The organism is Bythopirellula polymerisocia, from assembly GCF_007860015.1.
Lineage (GTDB): Bacteria > Planctomycetota > Planctomycetia > Pirellulales > Lacipirellulaceae > Bythopirellula > Bythopirellula polymerisocia.
The window spans coordinates 1-18196 of the sequence record NZ_SJPS01000015.1 but is presented as its reverse complement, the minus strand read 5'-3'; the positions used below and the strand labels follow the sequence as shown (position 1 = coordinate 18196).

13 protein-coding genes and 1 tRNA gene are annotated in these 18196 nt (G+C 52.3%); 7 read left to right on the top strand and 7 right to left on the bottom strand.

Annotation, left to right across the window (positions count from 1 at the left end; genetic code table 11):
* Window positions 1-15: 15 nt before the first annotated feature.
* From Pla144_RS23485 to Pla144_RS23465, 5 genes are all read right to left on the bottom strand, one after another.
* Window positions 16-1467 carry a proton-conducting transporter transmembrane domain-containing protein gene (locus Pla144_RS23485; protein WP_146453150.1) on the bottom strand — a complete coding sequence of 484 codons (1452 nt, stop codon included), beginning with the start codon at window positions 1465-1467 and terminating at the stop codon, window positions 16-18.
* Between the two features lie 37 nt (window positions 1468-1504).
* On the bottom strand, window positions 1505-2899 hold the full coding sequence (locus Pla144_RS23480; protein ID WP_146453149.1) for a proton-conducting transporter transmembrane domain-containing protein: 1395 nt from the start codon (window positions 2897-2899) through the stop codon (window positions 1505-1507).
* Window positions 2896-5943: a DUF2309 domain-containing protein gene (locus tag Pla144_RS23475; protein WP_231936531.1), complete on the bottom strand. Its 3048-nt coding sequence runs from the start codon at window positions 5941-5943 to the stop codon at window positions 2896-2898. The genes Pla144_RS23480 and Pla144_RS23475 overlap by 4 nt, the downstream gene beginning before the upstream one ends.
* 220 nt (window positions 5944-6163) lie before the next feature.
* Complete coding sequence (locus Pla144_RS23470) at window positions 6164-6454, bottom strand: hypothetical protein (RefSeq protein WP_146453147.1); 291 nt, start codon at window positions 6452-6454, stop codon at window positions 6164-6166.
* Between the two features lie 416 nt (window positions 6455-6870).
* On the bottom strand, window positions 6871-7770 hold the full coding sequence (locus Pla144_RS23465; RefSeq protein ID WP_146453146.1) for a DUF4394 domain-containing protein: 900 nt from the start codon (window positions 7768-7770) through the stop codon (window positions 6871-6873).
* A 627-nt stretch (window positions 7771-8397) separates the two neighbouring features.
* Here Pla144_RS23465 and Pla144_RS23460 point away from each other — a divergent pair.
* Both Pla144_RS23460 and Pla144_RS23455 read left to right on the top strand, forming a co-directional pair.
* Window positions 8398-10401 carry a 2-oxoacid:acceptor oxidoreductase family protein gene (locus tag Pla144_RS23460; RefSeq protein ID WP_146453145.1) on the top strand — a complete coding sequence of 668 codons (2004 nt, stop codon included), beginning with the start codon at window positions 8398-8400 and terminating at the stop codon, window positions 10399-10401.
* Between the two features lie 48 nt (window positions 10402-10449).
* Window positions 10450-12096 carry a thiamine pyrophosphate-dependent enzyme gene (locus tag Pla144_RS23455; protein ID WP_146453144.1) on the top strand — a complete coding sequence of 549 codons (1647 nt, stop codon included), beginning with the start codon at window positions 10450-10452 and terminating at the stop codon, window positions 12094-12096.
* A gap of 4 nt (window positions 12097-12100) precedes the next feature.
* Here the strand turns inward: Pla144_RS23455 and Pla144_RS23450 are convergent, their stop codons facing one another.
* Complete coding sequence (locus Pla144_RS23450; RefSeq protein WP_146453143.1) at window positions 12101-13237, bottom strand: ABC transporter ATP-binding protein; 1137 nt, start codon at window positions 13235-13237, stop codon at window positions 12101-12103.
* Window positions 13238-13657: 420 nt separating this feature from the next.
* Here Pla144_RS23450 and Pla144_RS23445 point away from each other — a divergent pair, with 420 nt between their 5' ends.
* Window positions 13658-15181: a porin gene (locus Pla144_RS23445; RefSeq protein ID WP_146453142.1), complete on the top strand. Its 1524-nt coding sequence runs from the start codon at window positions 13658-13660 to the stop codon at window positions 15179-15181.
* A gap of 86 nt (window positions 15182-15267) precedes the next feature.
* Window positions 15268-15738: a hypothetical protein gene (locus tag Pla144_RS23440; RefSeq protein ID WP_146453141.1), complete on the top strand. Its 471-nt coding sequence runs from the start codon at window positions 15268-15270 to the stop codon at window positions 15736-15738.
* 32 nt (window positions 15739-15770) lie between these two features.
* On the opposite strand, the gene Pla144_RS23435 is transcribed toward Pla144_RS23440, so the two are convergent.
* A tRNA-Gln gene (locus Pla144_RS23435) sits at window positions 15771-15841 on the bottom strand.
* A gap of 166 nt (window positions 15842-16007) precedes the next feature.
* Here Pla144_RS23435 and Pla144_RS23430 point away from each other — a divergent pair.
* The 3 genes from Pla144_RS23430 to Pla144_RS23420 form a co-directional block, all read left to right on the top strand.
* Window positions 16008-17153 carry a tyrosine-type recombinase/integrase gene (locus Pla144_RS23430; protein ID WP_146453140.1) on the top strand — a complete coding sequence of 382 codons (1146 nt, stop codon included), beginning with the start codon at window positions 16008-16010 and terminating at the stop codon, window positions 17151-17153.
* Between the two features lie 196 nt (window positions 17154-17349).
* The gene (locus Pla144_RS23425) at window positions 17350-17775 is read left to right on the top strand and encodes a hypothetical protein (protein ID WP_146453139.1); all 426 of its coding nucleotides are present in this window, start codon (window positions 17350-17352) and stop codon (window positions 17773-17775) included.
* 172 nt (window positions 17776-17947) lie between these two features.
* Window positions 17948-18196: hypothetical protein (locus tag Pla144_RS23420; RefSeq protein WP_146453138.1), on the top strand; the 249-nt coding region annotated here is incomplete at its 3' end.

Sequence of the window (18196 nt, the reverse complement as noted above, 5' to 3'; positions counted from 1 at the left end):
TTTTTGCAAAAGGGATTAACGGGAAGTCTTGCTTACAGCGACAACATGTTTGTTTGGTGATTGGACTGCCAATCCAGGATGCGATTCGCGCGTTTCTAGGCGGGCAATTATTTCTGTGGCGGCGTGATATCGCGACGCCACACCAGGTTGCGGAACCAAGCCACCACCTAGTATCAAGGCTGAGAGAATCAACATAGCGAACTGCTCTCTCCAACGTGCTTTCAGAGAAATGGAAGTTGTATGCTGTGTACCGGTAAATAACTTGAAGTAGGCCTGGAGCACTGCGATGCTATTGAGTGCTGCGGCAAACACAACTAGCACGCCGACAAAAGGATTCACGGCGACTGCACCTTCCACTAGTAATTCAGCCCCAATGAAACCGACCGTGCCTGGGAAGCCGATGCTTGCCAAGCCCGTAAGCAGGAAAAACACAGCCAAACCAGGCATGTGTTCGTACAGACCGTGGTAATCGGCAAGAGAAAGACGCCCAGACCGCGCTTCGAGGGCTCTTAATGTAAGTCCCAGGCCAGCCAGCGACATTCCCACTGATAGCCACACGCAGAGGCCACCAGTTAATCCAATCGGGGTGGCAACTTCCAAACCGACCAGCACCAACGAAGCATGACTCAGAAACAGGTAGCAGAAAAAACGTCGAGCCTCTTGCTGGATCAAGGCCATGCCAGCGGCGTAGACGGCTGTCGCGAGTGAAAGTAAGGCAATACTTTGCAGGGCCCAGTCAGGTGCAACGGGTAGCACTAGTCGTACAGCGGCATAGGCGCCCGACATGGGTGCTACGAAAAGAATTGCTGTGCCTAAACTTGCATTTTCGAACAAATCCGTCATCCAGCAGTGTAGCGGAGCGACTCCGCTACGAATCAGGACAGCCAAAGCCAACATAATAATCGCTACATTCTTCAAGGTGCCAGCTTCTGTGGAAAGCAGCATCCAACCGGCGATCAGTAAACCAGTACAAAGAAGCATGTGAAGCGTGAAGACACGAGTCGATCGGCCCCGCGAACGAATTTCAACCCAAGGCGGCACGGCCTGGGCAGTCAGCAGAGCAATAATTCCCCATGGCTGACGACAACTCAGAAGTGCCAGCAACAGAGAGAGTGAAACTAAGTTCCAAGCAAAGGGAAATCTCCGATTCTTGGTTTTCATAGTGGTGAGTGTAACCAGAAAAAAAAGTAGCGCAGCCAAGGGGATCAAAGGCGCACTCAGTTCATCCACAACCAGGGCGTCGGGTCCTACAAGCGGCGTGAAGATGTCCCAATGGTCATGCGCTTCAAACGTGTGCAGCGAATTGAAGTCTTGCCATTCACCCACTGTGAAACACAACGCTGTAAAAGTGAAAACAATAGCACGCCGCCAGGCCAGCTCGGGATCATGGACGCGAAACACCAGTGCGGCACCAACTAGCGGTGTTACAATGGCCAGCTCTAACCAGGGCAAATGAAGTTCAAACATTTTAAGCGTTACCAGTTAAAATCCACGGCTAGTTTCATCACAGTCGCAACTCTTCGACAATTTCATTGTGGATTTGAACTTCGTCCGATTCACGAGAATGCCCGCCCGAAAGGAAATCGGTCCAGCACCTCTCGGCCGCGTCACACCACTGAAACAAACGTTGAAATGGGCGAACGACAAACACATCAAGCATGCCGTCGAGATAGCCTCGCTCGGAGGCAAAGCGGTAGCTCCAATTCTGGAGGCTACGGGGAAGCCTCCGGCCCCAAAATCCACTTTCCTCAGTCGACCGACCTCCGATTGCATTCTCAATCGTGTGGTAGTCATGGAGCAGAGTTGGCGCTCGCAGGAGTTGTAGAGTTCTCAAGCAGGCGTGACCCAAGATGTGAATCAAGGCGATGTATCTAAATCCCAGGCCGATCTCTACTACGATGATTCCTACCTGAGTTAAAGATGCAAAAGCCAATGCGCTCTTGATGTCGGTTTGCACTCGGGCCATCAACGTGGCCATGAGTGAAGTCATGAGTCCAACAATGACTACGGCAACCGCCAAGGGCACTGAGACCTCAAGCAGAGGGCTCACACGCAGCAAGAGATACGCACCAAGATGCACAGACAAGGCACCATAAAAGATCGCACTCGAAGGAGTGGGGCCCTCCATCGCCCTCGGTAACCAACCAGAAAGCGGCACTAAAGCAGACTTGCCTGCCGCGGCGACTAACAGCAGCAATCCCACAGAGAGCGCCTGCCCACCGGTCATAACAGCTATTCCGTCTGGCCAGGAGCCCGTTCCGACCAAGCGATCAAAGTCGCCAGCGCCAGTCAAATGGTGCATGGCCACAGCTGCCATTAAGAACGCGGCGTCCGCTATGCGGTAAACACTCCAGACACGCAGTCCATTTATGACCGGGGCTGGACGCTCCTGGAAATAGGCAACCAACAGAGCTGACGAGAGTCCCACCAACTCCCAACCGAAGAACAACACTTCGATAGTGCCGGCAAGAGAACTTACGATCATTCCCAACAGAAAAAAGGAATAACAAACATAAAACCTGCCGTAACCTTGTTCACGATGGAGATAGTGACTCGTAAACGCACTGACAGTTCCGCACAAAAGAAACGAAAGGATCACATAGGGTATTGAGAGTCGATCAAAAATGAACTTCAAGTGGAAATGGAAGTGCTGCTGGGGAATTATGACCCAGTTCCCCAACTCAATGGGTACATGCCTAGTACCTACCACAAGCATCATGGCAAGCATGAATAGAGAAGCCAATAACCCTATAACGGTTGCAGCGTAGGCATAACGATTGATGGTTTTCTCACTCAGTGGTCGCCCCACGAGAGGTGGTAGCCCCAAAATGACTACCAATGTCGCCGGGCAGACCAAGACAGCAATACCTAGAATAAAGAACAGTGTATTCGTGCTCATTGTGTTTGTACTGCTCTTTTCGAGGGTGAGATACTCGCGAATCCTAAGTGATCGCGCCAGCCGCGATACCAGTCGGCAGAAGAAGCGACTTCCGGTAGCTCGCCACTCTCCTGCGTATAGGGCTCAAATTTCCCTCTGACGAAATATTGAATTTGAGAAGTATAGGGGTCGATCGTTGCCAATTGAACCCATTCACCACGGACCAGACGATCGATACCCTCGTTCTTATTCAAGATCTGCAGCATCGCCTCGGGCGTCGTTTCGATGACAAATAGAATGCGAACGGGTTCGTGAATTTCTACCATCTGTGCTGAGAGTCCAGGCCTCAAGTCGCTGGCGGCTCCTGTCATCACCCCCAGCAATGAAGTGATATTATGAGGCAACTTGTTGCCACACCCATACCCTTCCGAATCGACGGTTGAAAAGTAGTATTCAAGACTAATACCTGCACAAACGGGGATTGCCGCTTGCAGGATGCGAGTGAGAATCGTGCGTTCCTCGTCGTCCTGGCTAGGGTCGTAAGATGTGAGAAAAGCGCGACGATCCAGAAAGAGTCCTCGATTCCATTCGCGACGCCCGACAATGCAAAGTGCATTCGTGGCGTGGTTGTACTCCGGTCTAGCCTGGGAAAGATCTTCGGCACGTGATTCAACGTGTTTGAGAGCGGCATCTGGCGTGGCCGTCAGGCTTACGGAGCGAAATCTTCGGCATCGCTCATGGGCATTTCGTCGTCGAGCCTCGCCAAGAAGTCCTTGCACCTCGTCGAAGAGCTCGCGGTGGGAAAGCGGAAGCTGATCTAGATCATAGAAGGCGACGCTATCATCGCAAGTGTCGTGGTAACAACCGACGAAGGCTGTTTCAAGCGGGATCCTCAGATTGCGTTCTTCGAGCAGAGTCCGGACGCGAGGATCATTAGCCATCTGTGCGATCGCACGTGCATTTGGTCCTCCTCGTGCCCCCGCACACGCGCCGCAGTTGTAAGCCGATTCATGGGGATTGTTCAGGCTAGACGAACCATGACCACAAAAAATTACCAACGGGGAGAAATTGTGAGTCAGTCCGATGTCCTGCAAGATACGGGCAACAATATCTGCCATCTCCTTTGTGCTGTAGCCGATGTGCCCGTTAGATTGGCCCGGCGGATCTTCGGTTCGTTCTAATTGCAATTCTGTTGCTGAGGGTGCTTGCACAAAACCCCCAATCAGGCTGCGAAATCTTGAAGTCGCTCGTGGGTAGAGAATGCGCATCACCAAGGGCAATGAGGCTAGCGAACCAAACAAGGCTGCAAACCAGCCACCGGCAAAAGTTCGGCTCCCCAAGTGGACTCTCTGTGTGACAGTTCCGATAGTCCGGCGACGATTTCTATGGAGATGTTCTTTCTGTTTTTGAGAGTACGCAACATGCTCTACGACATAATGAGAAGGTTTGATGATGACAGGACAGAGCGGTGTGAAGTAGGCATCAGCAGCTCCGCGGTAGTACATTGCCACGGCGTAGAAACCTGCAGCGCTGAGTGTTTCGCTCTGTGGAGCCACTTCCTCCAGATGCCTACGGAAGGACTCCTCACGATCGTCGATGCAGGTAATGAATTGAAATGCCGGTGTGTCCGAGCCAGCAAATTGAGTCAACTTCGCTTGAGGAACCAATCGTTGGGCGTGAACCAACATCGCATCTAGAGCCTGCAACCGATAACGCCGCTCGTAAGCACGATGATAGATCGAGCGACGTTTAACACTAGAAAACTCTTCGACTTCTCTCAGAACGATCGACCAATTGTCCACATGAAGCTGGTAAAGCGTTTCCGGCGACCATCCCAGTAGTTGAGCAAGTTGAAATATCAGAAAGGAGCGTTGATCGACACTCGGAACATTGCAACTCTGCGCGTGCTCTGTGACTGCGGCGCGAACTCCACGAAGGTCTCCCTGATAGCCGATTCCCTCTCTCGCCACGTGAGTAACCGCCAATCGATCCAAAATCAATCGAACGGCCAAGAACTCGAACAGAGTATCAGGAGGGACTGGCCGGGCAACTCGGTCGCCACGACATTCTAGTTGCCACAACATGCCGGCGTAGCCCCTGAGTGCGAGAACTGTCTGTACGAGAAACTCTGCCTCTTCCTTCTCTCCGACCCCTAGTAGTTCAAGTGACTCAGCAATCGATTCCAGGGAGGTGAGCCCTGCCTTCTGAATTCGTTCCAATTCCGCACGAAGTCCTCGCATCCAAAGTGACGGCGGACCGTAGGGGCAACCATACAAAGCTACGAACGACTCGAAAAAACCTCCCGCTTGTGGCAAGGGCCAACTTCCAAATCCTTGATCCATAAATGCTGCACAGAAACGGATCAGCACCTCATGCACCAAACGGTCACTGTCGGCCCCAGTTGCCTTAAGCAACACATCCCTGTGGCGAGATGAAGCTGGGTGAATCTCTTTTTGCAGAGGTGCATTGCCAACACCATCCCGGCACACGAACCACAGGAGGTGAAGCGTAAAATCTTCCCAGGTCGATTCGTCCCAGTGCTCGATGTCAGGCTTGTCAAAATGCTCGAGAATTCCATCGACCAATTCTCGAGCTCGAATATTATTCGCAGCGGGCGGATGACCATTCCGCAGGTCACGCATCACCCAACGTCGCGTGGTTTCAATTAAGTGATCTCTATTAGCAGGAGTCGTCTCCTCTCGAAATTTGCTCAATGCATCTGTTTCAGCTACCACCCATCGCAATTCGGCGACAGGCCCTGATCGCAGCGGATAGGCCAACATATTCAACTGCAGGCTGTGTCGGGTGCCCAAGAATCCCAGAAATTCATCCCCGCGGTCCCCAAGATCTTCGCTCAACACAGCTTCGATGTCTTCGGGCAGGATCCTGCCGTGTTTGAGCTTTTCTCGATAACGTTGTTCAGGCAAATAGGGATGACAGCTAAACAACTCTCCCCCCTTGATCACAGCCTCATCGAAAGTCAGGTGGTCAAGAGCGTGCAGAGTGTTATGGTGAACGAAGGCCGTAATTGGCCCCTGGGCCGGTAACAAGTGCGCAGCTTCCACAACAGCGCTTCGCAAAATGTTTAGTCGGTCTTTCAGGGACGAAGCAAGAGATTCTTCCGAAGTCCGGGAATTAGTCGACGCAGTCGTAGCATCCAAAGTAGAAACGTTCATCAGGGACTGCCATCATAGATTGGCCACAAATTGCCAGCGATCAGACAAAGTCCAATGAGCGCAGACTGACAGCGGCAAAGCATTGTTGAAAGCGAACGGCGAGCAGAGACTAGCTCAGAGGAGGGCCACGCAAGAAGAGGGGGGGACCCTCGTAGAAGCTATCCGGAATAAGAATCCGATCGCAAGGCTTGCCGAAAACAACTTCTATCTCTACGAACGCGGTATCACAGATCGCAATTGAATCCGTTCCGCAATCGCTTCCGTCGACCTCTTCAGCAACTTCAGCTGAATAGCCATTCGACGTATCATGCCTTACTAGATCGCGAATCTGGCCGGACTCAAATGCCAGCAAACAGGCGACCGAAAGCAAGAGCAAGTTCTGAAGGTACCGATAGGACATTATCGAGCAAGTGTACGTTGCTCCGAATCAGGTGTCAATCCAAACTATTGCTTGGCATGACTCCTTCGCTTATTCGTCCGGCTAACGGCATGCTCAAAATCGTCGGGGCAGTTTTCAATCCTCCCAAATGCAAGCTTGACCAAGCAATTGAATCACTCAGGCAGGTTCATCAGCACCCGATTGGTGAGGAGGGGTCTTTGCTATGTGGTTGGGTTGATATGAGGCTTGAATCCGGTCAACGTCCTGGGACGATGGTGAGTCGGGTGGAAAACTCGGCAGGATGCATGTTTACCGGCTCGATTTTGGGATCGTCGTCCTGGCGAATTGGGAAACAGGTGAAGTAGATCGACTTGCAAAAAAACGAGCCCAGCTATTGCTGGGCTCGTCTAGTAGTTTTCAGAAAATCTCTTTACTGCCTATACTCGATTTCGACGCAACGAACATAGTCCAACTACCCCGAAGATTGTAAGGGCTAAAGATGTTGGTTCGGGAACATTGGGTTGCACAATCTTATCAGGGGCAACTGCCAAGGAAGAGATAAACAGTCCTCCATCGATTTGACCCAGGTTCGTCGCGAATCCCGTCCCAAGGTTGATTGCATATAAGTTTGACTGCGAGGAATTTGATGGCAAGAGAGCTGCGTACGCAATTTGGTTTCCACGTGGTGAGATATCAAAGCCACCCACAGAAACTACATTTATTCCCAGCGGGCCAACAGTTCCCAAAGTTCCTGCCGAATTAGCTTGGGTGACGAGAATGTCCAACCCGGTATCGATGCCATAAAGCTGTGTAGCATTCGCACCCGCTACACTGTTGGTGTAAGCCGAATCGACGACATTGGGATCGACTCCAAAATTTGGATCCCCAGCACCATAGAACAGGTTTGTAACACCAGTGCCTGTGCCATCATTCGGGTTCAAAACTGTATTCGTATTGGTCTCAGCAACCACCCGAATGCGGTCAATCACAGGGTTGAAATCGAAACCAAAACTCGTCCCATTCAGGGTCGGCGTGAAAGGGGCTCCGACTGCAAACACCTGACCAGTAACCGTGTTAACCTGGTAAAGGCGACTGGTACTTCCGAGAGCATAGAGCTGACCAGTTGCGGGGCGGAAGTCGATGCCCTTGATTGATTCGTTCTGTTGCAGGCCAGAAATCGCAACACTGGTTACGATATTCGATGGAGAGCTTGAATCGTATCTTACAAGGTTTTGAGATCCCAATTCGGCAATCCCATAGATCATTTCTGCGTGGGAAAGTGCAGTAAGGCTCATCAAACCTATAGCCAGAGCAAGAAAGCAAGTTGTGGTTTTCATCTCAGTAGTTCATCCTCTTGTTTAGGTGGAATAACTTTCGCTCGACGGTTAACAGCAGATTCATCGGATATTACACCCGAAGTCAACCGACTTGAACCGTTCCGCACGGAAATGTACTACGAACTACCTGATCGAGATAGATTGAAAAAAGTTGGAATCTTTTTGAGTTGGTTTGTCATTAATAGAAACAATCATGCGAAATACTGTCCCATTCGGTTCCGCTTAGTACCCGCCTAATTGCAAGTCACACCTATCGTAAACCGCTATAACTCGAATCTGTCAAAGACTTTACGGTATTAATTCCCGATTATTCAGCTGGGCTGGGTGCTTGCAATCGCGGCCATGAAGTGTAGGATCATGGGTAGTTGGACTTGTCTTTTTTTTATTCTCGACTCGTAAGCTTCGCGATCCTGATCGGCAATCTTGCAGTCTTCTATTCAGCCTTCGCAACTCGGTTCCTGCAAGTTTCGCCGCAACCAATAGTTCCGCCGGGTAACCGGCAAACGGCCATTTGAATCTTTCCCGTGCTGGCCGGCGCAACAGGCGCTCGGTTCGGTTGGATTTGCCTATCGCGACAGATTAGTCGGGCAGGGGGGTTCTAGGCAAAACTCTTGCGGAGGACTACATATGGCGACGGATTCTGTATATCGCGCTACCGATTTCACCCTGGATGAAGCAACCAACTCGCCTTATCCGGGAATCCCCACTACCTGTGATGGTGCAGAAGCCGTGGTGTGGGTTGAGACACACATCAGCCAGGGTTCGGGTGCCTACCCAATCACCAGTTCTACCACGATGGGGGGTGGGTTCAATCATGCGGTCGCCAATGGGGAGACAAACTTGTGGGGCGATCCACTCCTATTCTTTGAACCGGAAAGTGAGCACTCGGCAGCCACCTTCTGCGAAGGCTTTGCCGTCGCGGGGGGACGAGTCACCAATTTTACATCGGGGCAGGGTCTCGTCTTGATGAAAGAGGTTCTCTATACCATTTCGGGCAAGCGTTTGCCGGTGGTGTTTAACATTGGTGCGAGAGCGCTCACCAGCCACAGCCTTAACGTTCACGCTGGTCACGACGATGTGATGAGTGTGGCGGACTGCGGCTGGGGTGTGTTGTTCGGTCGCAATGCCCAAGAGGCGGGTGACCTCTGCCTGATTGCCCGCCGTACGGCAGAGGCCTCTCAAACGCCTTTCTTTAATGTGCAGGATGGATTTCTGACGACGCATACAGTTGAGAGTGCGCGACTCATCGAACCGGAATTTATGAAAGAATACATCGGCCGTCCCGAAGAAAAACTGATGAACCTGATGGACCCCTCCAGTCCATTGATGTCTGGGGTCGTGCAAAATCAAGATTCCTACATGAAAGGGAAGATTGCTCAACGGTGGTACTACGATCAGGTAGCTCCGGCCCTCATGGATGCGTTCGAAGTGTTCTACCAAAACACGGGCCGCCGTTACGACATGGTAGGCTCTTACCGCTGCGAAGATGCCGAGTTCATTCTGGTTGGAATTGGCTCCTACATGGAAACCGCCCAGATCACGATTGATTTTTTGCGCGAAAAACGCGGAATCAAAGCAGGCTGCTTGAATCTGTATTGCTTCCGACCATTTCCGGCGAGGCAGATTGTCAATGCTTTGAAAGACTGCAAGGCCTTTGCCGTCCTGGAGCGGATGGACGACCCGCTCTCCACTACTGGCAATCATCTCACTCGTGAGATAAAGGCCGCGTTCTGCGATGCAGTCACCGGGCAGAATGGACAGGAACGAATCGAAAGAGTGCCTATGATCTACTCAGGCTCAGCCGGGTTGGGTAGTCGGGACGTTCGACCCGGAGATATCAACGCCATCTTCGACAATATGATCGAGGAAGGGCAGGATTATTTCTGTGTCGGCATCAAACATCCACTGGCGATATCGTCCGACGATGATCCCGATCTGCGTCCGCCACACGCCTTCTCGATGCGCGGCCATTCGGTCGGCGGGTTTGGCTCAGTGACCACCAACAAAGTGATCGCCACGATAGCTGGCCAGGTCTTTGGAAAAGACGTGCAGGCCTATCCCAAGTACGGCTCGGAGAAAAAAGGGCTCCCGACTACATACTATCTTACGATTGCCGACACTCATATCTATTCACATAGTGAACTGGAGTACGTGGATCTGGCAGTGCTCAATGACACCAACGCTTTGTTCAATGGCAATCCACTCAAAGGCATGGTTGACGGAGGGGCAATCTTCATGCAGAGTTCCTACGGGAATCCCGCCGATGTGTGGGCACGTATCCCTGAAGCCCATAAGAAGACGATCCGAGAGAAACAGATCCATATCTACTACATCGACATGGTCTCAATTGCTCGCGAGGTGGCGACTGCCTCTGACTTGCAGATGCGCATGCAAGGCATCGTCTTGCTTGGAGCATTTCTGAAACTCACACCCTACCGCGAGATGAGTGGCATGGACGATGAAGGGGTTTACGCTGGCGTCGAGAAGGCGCTCCGCAAATATTTTGGCAAACGGGGCGAGCAAGTCGTGCAAGATAATCTCACTTGCGTCAAACGTGGATACAGCGAGATTCAAGAAGTGCCTCCTGAACTTATGCTCACAGGAATGAACGGAAAAGTCCAACTTCGATAGAGTCAACTTTGCTTTGCTGGCTCAGCCGGCATTAGAAAGGGATATTACATGGCTACTGTCAACGAACCCTTCTCGATGAATCAGGCTCATCCCCGCGACCCCCACAATAACAATTGCTACGGAACTCTGGTCGACAGCAGTTATGTCGAAGTAAGTCTACCGATCTTGGACGCGCGCGAGTTCAACGATCGTATAATCCGCGGGTACGAAGAAGGACACGGCGAAAAACAACTCCCTGCAGACCTCTCAGTGGCTCGGTCTCTGGTTCCCGCCGGAACTGCTACGCTGCGAGATTTCAGCTACGTCTCTCCGGAGATTCCTGAGTATATTCCCGACAACTGCACCGGCTGCATGGACTGCGTTACCCAGTGCCCCGATACGGCTATTCTTGGCAAAGTGATTGCCGAGCCAGACCTGGATGAAAAACTCTCGCTTTTCGCTGAAGAAGCTGATCGCTCGATGTTCGAGGCCCAGTGGTCTCGCCCGCGCAAATATTACGATGGTCCCAAGAAAAAAGGGCAGGAAGGGGGTCGATTTGCCATCATCATCGACCCGAGCAAGTGCAAGGGTTGCGCCGAGTGTGTAAAAGTATGTGATGACTTGGCACTTGAGATGATTCCCAAAACAGAGCCTGTAATGGAGAAAATCCGCCGGAGTCATCGCTACTTCAAGGAAGTTGGTCCCTCGGACGAGCAGTACATTAACGACAATCTCTTAATCGACATGATGCTCCGAGAACAGACGCACATCTACGTTGGCGGGGCAGGGTCCTGCGCCGGGTGCGGTGAAGGGACCGCGCTGCGGATGTTGTGCGCTGCCACCGGTGCTAAGTACAAGGATAAATGGGGTATTGTCGCAGCCACTGGTTGCAACACTGTCTATACCTCGACCTACCCTTACAATCCGTACTTGGTTCCTTGGACCAACTCGCTGTTTGAAAACGCACCCGCCGACGCGATGGGAGTCCGCCTGCGTTGGAACCAAATGGGCTGGCAAGACAGACCTCTCTGGTGCATCGGAGGTGATGGGGCTATGTTCGACATCGGCTTCCAATCTCTATCGCGGCTATTGGCCTCAGGTCTGCACGTAAAAGTCTTTGTGCTCGACACACAGGTCTACTCGAATACGGGCGGCCAAGCATCCACCAGCAGCTTTACTGGACAAAACACCAAGATGAGCAACCACGGCAAGCTGCTCGGTGGCAAGCAGGAGCGGCGAAAAGAAATCGCCCAGATCGCGATGATGCATCCGCACACCTACGTGGCCCAGACGACTGCTGCTCATGCCAACCATTTCTACAAGGCTGTTCTGGGGGCTTTGGAGTTCGACGGGCCGGCAATCGTTAATTGCTACACGACTTGTCAGCCGGAACATGGTGTGGGAGACAACATGGCCGTCGAACAAGCCCGTCTGGCAGTCGATACCCGAGCGTTTCCACTGCTGGTTTATGATCCCAACAAAGGATCAAGAATCAAACAGCGGCTGTCCCTGCAGGGGAATCCAGCGATGAAAGAGGATTGGTTCACCAATCCAAAGACCGGAGAGCAAGTGGACTTCCTCGACTTCGCCCGCAGCGAAGGACGATTCGTCAAGCATTTTGACTCCGAAGGAAATCCGTCCGAAACCTTGCTCCGTGCTAAACAGGACCGCCTCGAAAACTGGCACGTTCTCCAGGAATTGGCGGGGATATTTTAACCTCTCACACCAACTCCCCCTCCGCCGATCGCAAACTTCGACCATAGGGGTCTTCGGCAGAACTCGGCTCAAAGAGGTGAATCTCTGCGGGGTCAATGAGTAACGATACCAGTTTGCCTTCGGTCATCGAGGCGGCAGAAACTCGGCAAACTATTCGCGCCCCCGACTTGAGCACCAGATACACATCCATCTGACTCCCTAGTGGTTCGACCACTTGGACGGTCGCTGCGATTGATTTGCCATCTGCGACAGAATCAGACTCGTGAATTTGGAAACTCTCGGGTCGGATTCCTGCCACAATAGGACGGTTAACTTCGCCAGCCAGCCACTCGCTTGATGCTCCGTCCAAGCGGAGGCGAGCATCACTGCTGGCGAACCACACTTGTCCGTCCAGCTGTTGCAGTTCTCCCTGTAAGAAATTCATCGAGGGCATGCCGAGAAAGCCCGCCACAAATCGGTCGGCCGGATTGCGGTAGATCTCCAGCGGCGGCGCACACTGTCGTTGCAAGCCATCGCACATCACACACACGCGATCCCCTAGCGTCATCGCCTCTTCTTGATCGTGGGTAACATAGATAGTCGTCGTACCGAGCTGCCGATGCAATCGCTTTATCTCAGCACGCGTTTCGACTCTCAACTTTGCATCGAGGTTTGAAAGAGGTTCATCAAACAAGAACACGGCCGGCTTGCGAACAATCGCCCGACCCAGGGCCACGCGCTGTCGCTGTCCACCCGAGAGCGCCTTTGGTTTACGGGCTAGCAACGGTTCCAAACCCAACAGACTTGCGGCCCAAGCGACGCGCTCCTTGATTTCTGACTTGGGTGTTTTGCGCATTTTGAGGGCAAAAGCCATATTGTCGAACACCGTCATGTGCGGGTAGAGCGCATAATTCTGGAACACCATCGCGATGTCCCGGTCGCGGGGATGTACGTCGTTTACTACACGATCGCCAATCTTGAGAGTCCCAGCAGAAATTGTTTCCAGTCCCGCAACCATCCGCAGCGTTGTGCTCTTCCCACAGCCCGAGGGACCCACAAGGACTAGAAACTCGCCATCGGAAATTTCTAGATCAAAGTCACGAACACCGTACACGTCGCCGGGATAGATTTTGGCAACATTTTCCAGGGTAACAGAAGCCATGGGGGCAGCTTTCAATAGTGGGGGGACTCAGCGGATAATGCGGTTCAGGGATCGATTATAACCCGAGTTCGGTGCCATCCCTATCCTTGGGCCGCAATTGAGGGGGAAAGCTTTCCCAACTGCGTCGCGAGAACACGCACGGTCGTGGGCATTGGCTGCCGTGAGGTATCTGGCAGCCAAAAACCCGCTCAGCTTCCCCTGTTAAACCTTGCGGATTGGCAAACCCCGGCGGTTTGAGCAGAAGTTTCTGGTTCTACCGATTCTGCCATGCGGATTGCGCGGGTTTTATCAATCGTACCGCTCTTAACCCATTTGTCATGTCGATTGTGCCGATTATTCCAATATTGCGGCCTATTCATAGCGATTTCGCCCAGCGAAAGTGCGTCCTAACCTTCCAACGATCTGTCCGGCAAGCACCGAATGTACATCTCCCGCCTGAACAATTGTCTTTACCCTCCGGAGAAGCTGCTGACCCTCTCGTTAACGATATTGGCAGCACTCCTTTTAACACCTGTTTGGGGCGACGAGACTGATCTGAAATTAATTCCGCCTATTTATCAAGATGCCAGCGTTGTGGCCTCCGCTTTTGAATCCTACCTTGTCGACGAATCACCTGAAGAGAAATCAATCGAGGAGCGACTTGCTGAGTTAGAAGAAAACTACACCGATTTAAATGATAACTATGGCAAACTGGAAAAGAACTATAGCGAACTGAAAGGCAAATTGAAGAATGCCGCCTTCTCAGGCCACAATGAATCGACGATGAAAGTTATTGGCCGCATCCACGAGGACTACTGGGCATTTCCCGGTAATTCCCCCGGGACAAATGCATTCGAAACGGGTGATCCCACGATGACTCCCCAAGATCGTTTTGGGTTTCGTAGATTGCGATTCGGAGTCGGTGGGAATTTGTGGAAAACCATGGAATATAGGATCGAAATGGAGTTTGCAGACCCAAACGAGCCTGAATTTCGCGATGCCTATCTTGGCTGGCACGATGTTCCTTGTTTACAGACACTTCTGGTTGGCAATCAGAAGCGTCCCTATGGCTTAGATCACATCAATAGCAGTCGCTACAACGTATTCATGGAGCGACCCTTCATAATTGAGGGCGATGATCAAGACGCCAGACGATTCGGCATCCAATCCTATGGATATTCTGAAGACCTGACCTGGAACTGGCGCTATGGAGTGTTTAATCTCAGAAACATTCAAGATGAAGGTTCCTATATCGGTGACCATTACCAAGGCCAAGTCGCTGGTCGATTGGCAACGACCTTTTGGTACGATGAACCATCTGATGGTCGCGGCTACGGCCATTTTGCAATTTCAGGTACAGTGGCAGACCCCGATGGCACGGTAACTCCTGGTCAGTCGTCAAGCGAAGCCCAGTTTCAAACTCGCCCCGAAGCGCGGAGTTCGTCGCGATGGCTTAACACCGGGATCATCTCCGGAACCGATACCTACCAATTGTGTGGCTTGGAAAATGTTTGGAATTTCGGATCTATACAGCTTGTCGGCGAGTACCAAGGCACCATGGTCGACCGCAAGGGATTCGAGGACGTTTACTTCCATGGCGGCTATGCCTATATAGCTTATTTTCTGACCGGTGAATTTATGCCCTGGGATCGAGAGACAGGGCAGCTCGCTCGTCCCGAACCGTTGGAAAATTTCTTCCTCGTTGACACTTGCAACGACGGTGTGCGAGGTGGCTGGGGTGCCTGGCAGGTTGCTTATCGCTGGTCTTATGCCGACTATACGGACCAAGACATACTCGGCGGCGTTGGCAAGAGTCATACCCTTGGCCTCAACTGGTACTGGAATGCTTACGCCCGCATGCAATTCAATGCAATCCATGGCGAAATCGACGATCACGCCCCGGTCGCTGGCCTGACGTCAGGCCATTACACCATCCTCGGCACACGTTTTATGGTGGATTTTTGAATGAACATTCACACCATGCCTAACAGCACCGCAGCCCACGGCTCCCTACAATTTATCTCGAAGCTATCATAGCTGGAAACAAGAATATGCAATTCGCTCGGCAATACATGGTGCTCTTGCTCGCCGTCGCCGTTATCTGCAGCAGTCAATTCCTATCCACCCTAGGAAATGCTACCGAAAATGCGACGCGACTCTCAACTCCCGTGCAAAACAAACCAATCCAAGACAATCTGGTCAACCCCGCGGCCTGCCGCCACTGCCGTTCGACAACCTGCACCTGTGAACCAGTCTGCTGTCCCAAAAATGTGATTGGCACAGAAGAGAAATCCTGCTGGAAAGTCGCCTGCGAATATGTGTGCGTCCCCGGTTTTCGCTTCCCCTGGGACAAATGCTGTGGACCCGTCTGTGGCTGGGTCCGCCGTGTTAACGTACTCGAAGAGCACAAATACGAATGCGAAACCTGCGGCTACGAATGGGAAGTAAAATGCGTCTGCACAAATCAAGGCCACAGCCGCAAGCACAGCAAATGCCCTCGCTGTCAACGCGATTGCCGCTAGCGACCACATCGCAGCAGCAGATTAGAAAAAAGCTGGGGAACTAGGATTTGAACCTAGACTGACGGAGTCAGAGTCCGGAGTGCTACCGTTACACTATTCCCCAAAACATCAAATTTTATAGGATTTTTCTTGTTTTCAGCGGTACTAGCCATCCTAATTGACACCCATTCTGACACCTGCTAGCTTGGATGCCATAAGAGACACCCGGCGGAGAGTAGCCGCCGAGCGTCCGTGACACCACCTGACACCTATAGCTAGAAGGTAGTACCGTGGCTAATTCTACCAAGCCGACGAAGCCGAAGAAACCCTATCCCGACTTCCCCTTATTCCCCCATGCAACCCGCAGATGGGCCAAGAAAATCAGGGGGAAGCTCCACTATTTTGGCCGCTGGGATGCTCCCGACGCGGCACTCTCCAAGTACCTGGATCAGCGGGACGATCTGCACGCTGGACGTGTCCCCCGGACTGACCGCGATGGCCTGACGATTCACCAGCTTTGCAACCGCTTTATCGAGGCCAAGAATCAGCAAGTTGACGCCGGAGACATCACCGCGCGGACCTGCCAAGACTATCACACTAGTTGCGTGAAAATCCTCAAAGCCTTTGGCAAGAATAGGCTGGTCGATGATCTTACTGCTGAGGATTTCGAGAAACTGCGGGCGACTCTCGCCAAAACCCATAACCCCAACTCGTTGGGCAACGAAGTTACGCGGATTCGAGTCTGTTTCAATTACGCTTATCAGTCGGGGTTGATTGATCGACCCATCCGCTACGGGCCATTATTCAAGAGACCCGCGAAGCGAATACTGCGAGCCGAGAGGCAGAAACGTGGTATCCGCATGTTTGAGGCCCGCCAGATTAGGCGACTTCTCAAGGGAGCCAGCCCGCCGATGCGAGCAATGATACTGCTAGCTGCGAATACTGGCTTTGGCAATACGGATTGCGGACGGTTACCGCTGTCAGCATTAGACTTGAAAACTGGCTGGGTAAACTTTCCGAGACCCAAGACGGCGATCGAAAGACGCGCGAAGCTGTGGCCCGAGACGGTCGAAGCTATTAATGATTACTTAGCGGTTCGCCCGCAGCCGTTGAAAGCTGAATACAATGAATTGGTATTCATTACGAGATGGGGAAAGCCGTGGGCTAAGGGCACCGCCGAAAATCCCATCTACGGCGAGTTTAAGAAAATGCTTCTGAAGCTGGGGCTGCATCGTCCACAGTTAGGATTTTATGCATTAAGGCACGGATTCGAGACCATCGCCGGCGAAACAGCTGACCAGGTGGCCGTGAATGCTGTGATGGGTCATGTCGATGGCACGATGGCTGGAGTCTACCGGGAGAGAATCAGCGACAAGCGACTTGAAAACGTGTCCCACTACGTACGCCGATGGCTGTTCCGAAAAGGGCATATTTGAATGGCGAAATCGGAACGTTTAGCTTTTCTCCGAGTTGAAAGAACCCAAACGAAACCACTGTCCCTGATGGTTACCGCTCGAGATCGGCCCAAGGCTTGTGTTCGTTTTAACCAGCATCGATGTTTACATTCCTTTACGAAAAAAGCTAAGTTGCCTATGTCATCAATTCAGACCGTTTAAACGGCAAGGAAAACGGATGGAAATTCAAACAGGCGAACGTGGGCGGGATGGAAAGTTCACCAAAGGCAATCCGGGGGGACCCGGCAGACCTCGCAAGGAACGAGAAGCGCACTACATGAAGGCCTTCTGCCATGCTCTTGGTCCTGGTGCGCTGGCTGAGATCGTCGATGCGATGCGGGAAAAGGCCTTGGGCGGTTCCGTGGCGGCTGCCCGGTTGCTCATGGAATTTGCGATGGGCAAGCCCCTCATGCAACTTGAAGTTTCAGCCTCGGAGGGGGAAGAATTCCGAGTTGCTGGCATGTCGCCTGGGGCTATGCAGCAGAAGTACCTCAATCGGCTGCTTGAGAAGATACAAGAGCGACTGGAGTACGAAGAGACGCTAAAGAGCCAAGGTTATCAAGTGAATTTCTCGCACGGTGTTGATGAAGACAGCGGCGAGTAGCAAGTGTCAGGGAATTGGTCCCCCGTGCCCAGTTGGCTGTTCCAAGCAAACGATCATGGGCTGCTGCACCGAGCAGCTGATTTTCGGTCAGTTCTCGGCACGTCGATTTCGGGCAAAATCTTAGTGACGTTGGCACAAGAAGATCCATCAGCCAAATTGCTGATGGCGATCGGTGTCCAACAAACTGATGTTTCTCGGTTTCTCCATGGCCGTCGACGCTTCCCCCGCTAGGGGGGCACTAACTGCAGAGGTGATTTTCACCGACGGCAGTTTGCCAATTCGGTTTGGCGCCGAGGACCAGGTGGCCCTGGGTGATTACTCACCCAGGGCTCCCACAGACCCGTACGTGCCCGCATTAGAGCATACGGTTCCTCAAATCATGGTTTCGCTGCGTGACGAAGCTGCGAACGAACTGCGCGTG